The organism is Angustibacter sp. Root456 (assembly GCF_001426435.1).
GTDB lineage: Bacteria > Actinomycetota > Actinomycetes > Actinomycetales > Angustibacteraceae > Angustibacter.
Window position 1 is genome coordinate 503 of record NZ_LMER01000016.1, and the last position, 8,393, is coordinate 8,895.

An 8,393-nucleotide genomic window follows, 5' to 3' on the forward strand; every position below is an offset into this window, starting at 1 on the left:
GCGGCAGCGCACTGAGGCGGTCGAAGACCTCCTCGAGGTCGGACAGCACGACGTCCAGCGCTGTCGCGCCGCCGCCGTCCGCCCGATTCGTCATGCGACAAACCTACGCACCACCACCGACAGCGAGCCTCTCCCACAAGAGGTCTGTGGACAAGGTGTCAACTTGTTGGAGCAACCACCAGGTGAGAGCCCTGTTCGACACTGACCGTCCGGGTCTAGCCTGCGCAGCGTTGGTGCGAGCCTCGCACGAGGCGGTCCAAGGAGGCAGGCATGGCGCACGGAGACATCACGCACATCGACATCCCGGTAAGTGACACCGAGCGCGCCGCGGCGTTCTACCGGTCGCTCTTCGGCTGGCAGATTGCCGAGGTTCCTGGCTACGAGGGCTACCCCATGTGGCGAGCGCCCAACCAGATCTCCGGCGGCGGGCTCGCGCCCCGGTCGGACGACTTCACGCAACCGCGCTCGTACGTCGAGGTCGATTCCATCGACGACGCGCTCGCCGCCGCGAAGGCGGCCGGTGGCAAGGTGCTGATGGAACGCCAGCAGATCAGCGAGACCAGCTGGTGGGCCGCGGTGGAGGACCCGGACGGCAACCGCATCGGGCTCTACGAGGGCACCACCGAAACCTGATCGGGCCCGGTGCGGCACGGTTAACCGGTGGCTGCGACTGGCACGGCTCACTAGCGTCGGGGTCATGCCCGAGCTCATCGCGCCGACCGTCCGTCTCCATGACTCGTGGCTGGAGTCGTTGCAGGAGTGGGGGTCCGGCGTTCACCAGGACGGCGCCGGTCTGCACAGCGACGACGACGTCGAGTCCGCCGAGGGCTTCGCGGCGTGGGTCGAGTGGCTGTGCCAGCAGAACGACCCGACGATCCCGCTGCCTGCGGGCCGCGTGCCGACCGACTACTGGTGGATCGTCGACGGCGAGACCTACCTCGGGGCGATCACCCTGCGGCACGAGCTCAACGACTTCCTGCTCGAGCAGGGCGGCCACATCGGGTACGGCGTGCGTCCGACTGCGCGCCGGCGCGGGCTCGCGACCTGGGCGCTGGGCGAGGTGCTCCAGCGCGCCCGGCAGGCCGGGCTCACGCGGGTGCTCATCACGTGCGACGGCGACAACGAGGCCTCCGCCCGCACCATCGAGCGGCACGGCGGCCGGCTCGAGGACGTGCGCGCCGTGGACGGCGACCGTGCTGTGCGCCGGTACTGGGTCGACCTCGTCTGACGGCGCTCGCCCGCGGGCCGTTCGGCCCTAGCGTCTTGCAGCCCACCGTGCGCACCGTGATCGTGGAGGTGCGTCATGGCGACCCTGCTCCCGCTGCTGGTGGTGGCCTTCGCAGTACTGGCCGCGGTCTCGATGGCGCGTCATCGCGAGCCGGCGAGGCGTGCGCTGGCCCTGCGCCGCGCGGGGTCCGGGTGGATGGTCGCGTTCGGCGTCCTCGGCGGGCTGTTCATCGGCGGTGAGACGTTCAGCGACCCGGGCGGCTTCGCGGCCGCCGGCATGGTGCTGGGCTGGCTGGTGCCGCTGATCGTGATGGCTGCACTGGCGTGGTGGCGGCCGCGCCTCGCCGAGCCGCTGCTCATGGTGCTCGTGGTGGTCGTGATCGCGTACTGCGTGTGGTCGGCGGTGGGATCGCACGGCGTCGGAGGCTTGCGTGACCAGCGGGCCCCGTACGCCGCGGTCGGCGTCTTCGTCGTCTCTGTCGCACTGGGGTTCCTGGGGCTGCACCGTCCACGGGCTGCTGGGCTGATGCTGCTGGCGACGTCGTTGCTGCCGGTGGTGGTGGAGGTCGTGGGGTCGGGTGCGCCGCTCAGGCACGCGTTCTCGGGCTCGCTCGGTGCGGCGTCGCTGCCGGGCCTCGTCACCGCCGGGCTCTTCCTGCTGGCGCATCACGAGTCGACACGGCGCCGAGTGACGACCCGCGGGCCGCTGCCCGCGCCGCCGCGCTGACCCGGTCGCGCGGCCTCCAGCAGCGGGCCATCGTCACGCACGGTGGCGATCACGGCGCGTGCGTCGGATCGGGTGGTGACCGTCGGGCGGCTCAGGTTCGAAGATCCACGGAACGAAGGGCATACCGGACCACCGACCCAGGAGCCCCTTCTCGTGCGCACCGTCAGCCATCACGTCACCAAGATCGCCCTAGCCCTCGCCGTCGTCGCCAGCTCGCTCGCCGTCACCGCATCTCCTGCAACGGCCGCAGCGGGCTCGGTGCCGTCGTTCGGCCGTTCCATCGAGGGCTTCGCGCCCTACCAGCCACAGCGGGCGTGCTCGCGCACCGCTACCAAGGGTGCCGTGCGCCTCTCGCGCTGGCTGCTCGCTCGCTACCGCGGCAGCTCGTCGTCAGGCATCATGCGGGCCTGCAGCGCCGGCGGGACGAGCGAGCACAAGGACGGCCGCGCCTTCGACTGGCACGTCGACTACCGCTCGAGTCGCGGCCGCGCGCAGGGCCTGGCGTTCCTCAAGCTCGCCCGGGCCACCGATCGCTATGGCAACCGCGACGCCGTTGCCCGGCGCATGGGCATCATGTACATCATCTGGAACGACCGGATCTACTCCGCGAGCCGTGGCTTCGCCCCCCGCGCGTACGTCCACCCCGCCTGTCGGGGCAAGGCGCTGTCGCGCTGCAGCTCGACCTTGCGTCACCGCGACCACATGCACATCTCCCTGGGCTGGGCCGGTGCTCGCGCCGTCACGTCGTTCTGGGACGGCACCGTGGCAGGCGTCGGCGCCGCGCCGCACGTGGCGACGGTCAAGCCGCGAGTCGCACCGAAGCCGAAGCCCAAGCCGAAACCGAAGACCAAGCCGGCGCCGAAGCCCATCTGGCCCCCGGTGCTCGACCAGCGCAAGTACCCGGTGGCGTCACTCAGCGTCTCGCCGCGGTCGTCGGCGGGCACCCGCACGTCCTTCTCGCTCAAGGCGGGTACGACCTACCGCCTGGTCGCGACCGGCTACTACCGGTTCGGTGCCGGCAGCCGGCTGGCCGACGCGGCCTGCTCCTGGCACCGTCTGGACGACGCCGGATGGGATCGGCAGGCGGAGGAGACGACAGCCACCAGCCGCCTCAAGCTCACCGTCAACGGTGCGACGGGGTGGTCGTCGCCGCGGGGCTCGTGCGACGAGCAGTCGCACGCCTACGTGTGGGACTACCGCCCCAGCACTACGGGCCCGGTGACGTTCCGGGTCGACGACGGCAACCGCTCGGACGACGCGGGAACCCTCGTCGTGCGGGTCCTGCGCGCCGGTGCCAGCACCGCGACGTACCGGACGACGCTGCCGAACCTCTCGGCTGAGCCGGCCGTCGAGCCGATGGAGCGCGTGGGGACCCGTCTGCGGGGCGCTGAGTCGCTGACCGTGACGCCTGCCGGCGCGCGAAGCACCACCTACCTCGCCGAGGGGCGGCGGTACCTGGTGCGCGTGTCAGGCACGTGGACCGCCGGGGACGGCGTGGAGGTCGACGCGGAGTGCAGCAAGACGCCCGCAGGTCAGTGGCTGCGACGCCGCTCAGCCGACCCGCTGCACCCGACGGCCGACTTCTACGACCTGTACCTCAACGGGCAGGACCTGCGGTGGGACCACGGCTGCTCGCCCACGCACGAGTACGGCTACGTGTACGAACCCGAGGCGGACGGCAACGCGCGGTTCGCGGTGTGGGACACCACCTACGGCGACGACACCGGCTCGATGAAGGTCGACCTCTACTCGCTCGGCCACCACGGCTGGTGAGGTCGAGGCGAGCCGTGAGCTAGAGGGCCAAGCCGCCGAAGGCGATGCCGACCCCGTACGTGACCACCATCGCCAACGCCCCACCGAGGACGTTGCGGCGGATGGCGCGGCCGCGGTCGGCGTCGCCGAGGCGCGCGCTCAGCCAGCCCGTGAGAGCCAGCGCGGCCACGACGGCGACGAAGGTGATGAGCACCCGCGTGCCGGTCGACGGCAGCAGGATCGCCACGAGGGGGAGCAGCGCGCCGACGGTGAAGGCGCTCGCGGAGGCGTACGCCGCGTGCCACGGGTTGGTGAGGTCGTCGGGGTCGATGCCCAGCTCGGCGTCGACGTGGGCGGCGAACGCGTCGTGCGCCGTCAGCTCCTCGGCGACCTGACGCGCGAGGTCGTCGCTGAGTCCCTTGCCGCGGTAGATCTGGGTGAGCTCCGCGAGCTCCTGCTCGGGCATCTCCTCGAGCTCGCGGCGCTCCTTCTCCAGCAGGGCCCGCTCGCTATCGCGCTGGGTGCTCACCGAGACGTACTCGCCGGCAGCCATCGACAGCGCTCCGGCCACCAGGCCGGCCACGCCCGCCGTGGCGATCGCGGCCCGGTCGGCGGTGGCACCGGCGACGCCGACGACGATGCCGGCGGTCGAGACGATGCCGTCGTTGGCCCCGAGGACTCCGGCCCGAAGCCAGTTCAGCCGGGCCCCGACCGAGCCCGAGTGCTCCTCGCCCCGGTGCGCCGTCGTCTCGTCCGCGGTCTCGCTCACGGATCAACCGTACGGGACGTCACGGTCGGGCGGCGCCGTCGCCCGCTAGCGCGGGAGTGGGTCCACGGGCCCTGTCTGCGATCGGAGGATTCTCCCAACGTGCGCCTTCCGCTCGAACCAACATGGGTGAGCGCAGCGAACGCGGCGACGATCCACCGCTACTGCGACTGAGCTGAGGGACCGTCTTCGACGTCCCGGCTCCGCCGCCGGCGGCGCCGGGACGTCATGCGCGTCGCAGCGTGGCCGGGGGTCCGACGTCCGCCGGTAGACTCTCGGGGTTCCCCACCCTCGATCGTCAGGACCTCAGCATGCCCACGCGCACCCGCGACGACATTCGTAACGTCGCGATCGTCGCCCACGTCGACCACGGCAAGACCACCCTCGTCGACGCCATGCTCTGGCAGTCCGGGGCCTTCGGGGAGCACCAGCACGTCGACGAGCGGGCGATGGACTCCGGTGACCTCGAGCGCGAGAAGGGCATCACGATCCTCGCGAAGAACACCGCCGTCCGATACACCGGCCCGTCGGCCGGGCCGCTCGGCCACCCCGACGGCGTCACGATCAACATCATCGACACGCCCGGACACGCCGACTTCGGCGGCGAGGTCGAGCGCGGGCTGTCGATGGTGGACGCCGTCTGCCTGCTCATCGACGCCTCCGAGGGGCCGCTGCCCCAGACCCGGTTCGTGCTGCGCAAGGCGCTCGAGGCCCGCCTGCCGGTGATCCTGGTCGTCAACAAGGTCGACCGGCCCGACGCCCGCATCGGCGAGGTCGTCGACGAGACCTACGAGCTCTTCCTCGACCTGGACGCCGCCGAGGACCAGATCGAGTTCCCCATCGTCTACGCCTCGGCCCGCGCCGGCCGCGCGTCGCTGGACCGCCCCGAGGACGGCGGCATGCCGGACTCCCCGGACCTCGAGCCGCTGTTCCGCACCATCCTCGAGCACGTGCCCGCGCCGTCCTACGACGACGAGCACCCGTTCCAGGCTCACGTCACCAACCTGGACGCCTCGCCGTTCCTCGGCCGCATCGCGCTCTGCCGCGTCCACCAGGGCACCGTGCGCAAGGGTCAGCAGGTCGTGTGGTGCCGACACGACGGCACGCAGACCCGCGTCAAGATCACCGAGCTGCTCATGACCGAGGCGCTCGAGCGCAAGCCCGCCGAGCAGGCCGGACCCGGCGACATCATCGCCATCGCGGGCATCCCCGACATCACCATCGGCGAGACGCTCGCGGACGTCGACGACCCGCGCCCGCTGCCGCTCATCACGGTCGACGAGCCCGCCATCTCGATGACCATCGGCACCAACACCTCCCCGCTGGCGGGCCGCGGTCCGACGAAGAACACCAAGGTGACGGCGCGGCTGGTCAAGGACCGGCTCGACCGAGAGCTGGTCGGCAACGTCTCGATGCGCGTCCTGCCCACTGAGCGCCCGGACACGTGGGAGGTGCAGGGCCGCGGCGAGCTCGCGCTGGCGATCCTCGTCGAGCAGATGCGACGCGAGGGCTTCGAGCTCACGGTCGGCAAGCCGCAGGTGGTCACGCGAGAGGTCGACGGCAAGGTCCACGAGCCGGTCGAGCGGCTCACCGTCGACGCGCCGGAGGAGTACCTCGGCGCGGTCACCCAGCTGCTCGCCGTCCGCAAGGGCCGCATGGAGCAGATGGTCAACCACGGCACCGGGTGGATCCGGATCGAGTTCCTGGTGCCCTCACGCGGTCTGATCGGCTTCCGCACCGAGTTCCTCACCGAGACCCGCGGCACGGGTATCGCGCACCAGGTCTTCGAGCGCTACGAGCCGTGGTTCGGCGAGCTTCGCACCCGCCCGTCGGGCTCCATGGTCTCCGACCGTGCCGGCGCCGCGACCCAGTACGCCATGGCCAACCTGCAGGAGCGCGGCACGCTGTTCATCGACCCGGGCACCGAGGTGTACGAGGGGATGGTCGTCGGCGAGAACTCCCGAGCCGACGACATGGACGTGAACATCACCAAGGAGAAGAAGATGACCAACGTCCGCTCCAACGCGGACGAGCTCGAGCGGCTGGTGCCGGCGCGCAAGCTCTCCCTGGAGCAGTCGCTGGAGTTCTGCCGCGACGAGGAGTGCGTCGAGGTCACACCGGACGCCGTCCGGATCCGCATGGTCATCCTCGACAAGGACGAGCGAGCCAAGGCCGCGGCGCGCGCGCGCCGGCCCTGAGCCGCCGAGGTGACGTCACCGGCGGGTGTCTGCCGGATCTCGTTCCGGTGACGGCCGGGCGCGCGGCGATACCGGCTCAGCGTCCCTAGGTCGCGGAGCGGTCACGATTGGGCAACGTCGCCCGTGGGGTGTTGCCCGACAAGTACCGGCCTGGCATAGAGTCCTCACGGTTTGAGCAGTCCTCCACCGAAAGGTTTCCTCCACCATGGCGCTTGCGTCGCAGTCTGCCGAGCAGGAGACGCACGTCACCGAAGGAGCGACAGGGGTCCAGGGTCGTTCGCCGGCCCAGATCGCCTGGGGCCGCCTCAAGCGCGACCGCGTCGGCATGATCAGCCTGTCCGTCGTCCTGCTGTACATCGTCGTCGCGCTGCTCGCTCCGGTGATCACTCGTCTGCTCGGCGTCGACACCAGCTACAACGAGACGCTCATCGGTGACGGCGGCATGCCGAAGGACACCTCGTTCTTCCACAGCGCCATCAGCTCTGAGCACCTGCTGGGGATCGAGCCGGTCACCGGCCGCGACATCCTCGCCGAGCTGCTCTACGGCAGCCGGATCTCGCTCCTGGTGTCGTTCGCGGGCACGCTGCTCACCGGCTTCATCGGCGTCACCATCGGCATCATCGCCGGTTACAGCGGTGGCCGCCTGGACTCGCTGCTCGGTCGGCTGATGGACCTCATCCTCAGCTTCCCGCAGCTCATCCTGCTGATCGCGCTGAGCCCGATCGTCGTCCAGCTGTTCGACAAGAAGCTGCACTGGGAGGGCAACACCGCCCGGATCGCCTTCCTCATCACGGTGTTCGGCATCTTCGGCTGGCCCTACCTCGCCCGGATCATCCGCGGCCAGGTGCTGAGCCTGCGCGAGCGCGAGTTCGTGGAGGCCGCGATCTCGATGGGGGCCTCGACGCGGCGCATCCTCTTCCGCGAGATGCTGCCGAACCTCTGGGTGCCCATCCTCGTGTACTCGTCGCTGCTGCTGCCGAGCTACATCGGCGCGGAGGCGGCGCTGTCCTTCCTCGGGGTCGGCGTGAGTGAGCCGACGCCGACCTGGGGCAACATGCTGTCCAACTCGGTGACGTTCTACCGCGTCGCCCCGCTGTACCTGTTCATCCCCGGTACGGCGCTGTTCATCCTGGTGCTCGCCTTCAACCTGCTGGGCGACTCCATCCGCGACGCCCTCGACCCCCGGGCCGGGCGCTCGTAACACCACGCAACACCACGCAACACCACGCAACACCATTCAGACGTCCCGGCCTCGGCCGGGAGCGGCTCACCGCTCGCGGCGGGCCGGACGGACCGAGCAAATGCCTCGGTTCATCGACCAGGAGGAGACAACATGGGCAAGGCCAAGATCGGTCTTCGCTACGTTGCCCTCGCCTCGGTCGGCGCCTTGGCGCTGGCTGCGTGCGGTGGCGGCGGCAGCAACAACAACGCGGGCGGCGGTGAGAACGACGGCGGTAAGGGCCAGAAGGGCGGCACCCTCACGATCCTGACCCAGGCCGAGCAGTTCAACCACCTCGACCCGCAGCGCAACTACACCGGTGAGGACCTCGCGTTCTCGAGCGCGTACTTCGCGCGGACGCTGACCGCCTACAAGATGAGCCCGGACGGCACCAAGGCCGGCGAGCTCGTGGGCGACCTGGCCACCGACACCGGCAAGCCGTCCGACGGCGGCAAGACCTGGGCCTTCACCCTGCGTGATGGCGCGAAGTGGGAGGACGGCTCG

General features: G+C 70.6%; 8 protein-coding genes. 7 read left to right on the forward strand and 1 reads right to left on the reverse strand.

All coding sequences use genetic code 11. The features are described 5' to 3' along the window. The first annotated feature begins 270 nt into the window (after positions 1 to 270). The 4 genes from ASD06_RS09905 to ASD06_RS09920 all read left to right on the forward strand — a co-directional run bounded on the left by ASD06_RS09905 (position 271) and on the right by ASD06_RS09920 (position 3,727). Complete coding sequence (locus tag ASD06_RS09905; RefSeq protein WP_056676551.1) at positions 271 to 633, forward strand: VOC family protein; 363 nt, start codon at positions 271 to 273, stop codon at positions 631 to 633. Between the two features lie 64 nt (positions 634 to 697). Continuing rightward, entirely contained in the window at positions 698 to 1,228 is a 531-nt protein-coding gene (locus tag ASD06_RS09910) for a GNAT family N-acetyltransferase (RefSeq protein ID WP_056676554.1), read from the forward strand. 75 nt (positions 1,229 to 1,303) lie between these two features. Then, entirely contained in the window at positions 1,304 to 1,954 is a 651-nt protein-coding gene (locus tag ASD06_RS09915; RefSeq protein ID WP_056676557.1) for a hypothetical protein, read from the forward strand. Between the two features lie 153 nt (positions 1,955 to 2,107). Further along, the gene (locus tag ASD06_RS09920) at positions 2,108 to 3,727 is read left to right on the forward strand and encodes a hypothetical protein (RefSeq protein ID WP_056676559.1); all 1,620 of its coding nucleotides are present in this window, start codon (positions 2,108 to 2,110) and stop codon (positions 3,725 to 3,727) included. 19 nt (positions 3,728 to 3,746) lie between these two features. Here ASD06_RS09920 and ASD06_RS09925 read toward each other — a convergent pair whose 3' ends face one another. Beyond that, the gene (locus ASD06_RS09925) at positions 3,747 to 4,475 is read right to left on the reverse strand and encodes a VIT family protein (RefSeq protein WP_056676562.1); all 729 of its coding nucleotides are present in this window, start codon (positions 4,473 to 4,475) and stop codon (positions 3,747 to 3,749) included. Between the two features lie 308 nt (positions 4,476 to 4,783). On the opposite strand from ASD06_RS09925, the gene typA reads away from it, so the two are divergent. The 3 genes from typA to ASD06_RS09940 form a co-directional block, all read left to right on the forward strand. Beyond that, positions 4,784 to 6,670, forward strand: coding sequence for a translational GTPase TypA (gene typA, locus ASD06_RS09930; RefSeq protein ID WP_056676564.1), 1,887 nt, complete (start codon positions 4,784 to 4,786; stop codon positions 6,668 to 6,670). Positions 6,671 to 6,875: 205 nt separating this feature from the next. Further along, entirely contained in the window at positions 6,876 to 7,871 is a 996-nt protein-coding gene (locus tag ASD06_RS09935) for an ABC transporter permease (RefSeq protein WP_056676568.1), read from the forward strand. Between the two features lie 132 nt (positions 7,872 to 8,003). Then, the coding region (locus ASD06_RS09940) for an ABC transporter substrate-binding protein (RefSeq protein ID WP_235502296.1) at positions 8,004 to 8,393 on the forward strand (390 nt) is incomplete at its 3' end.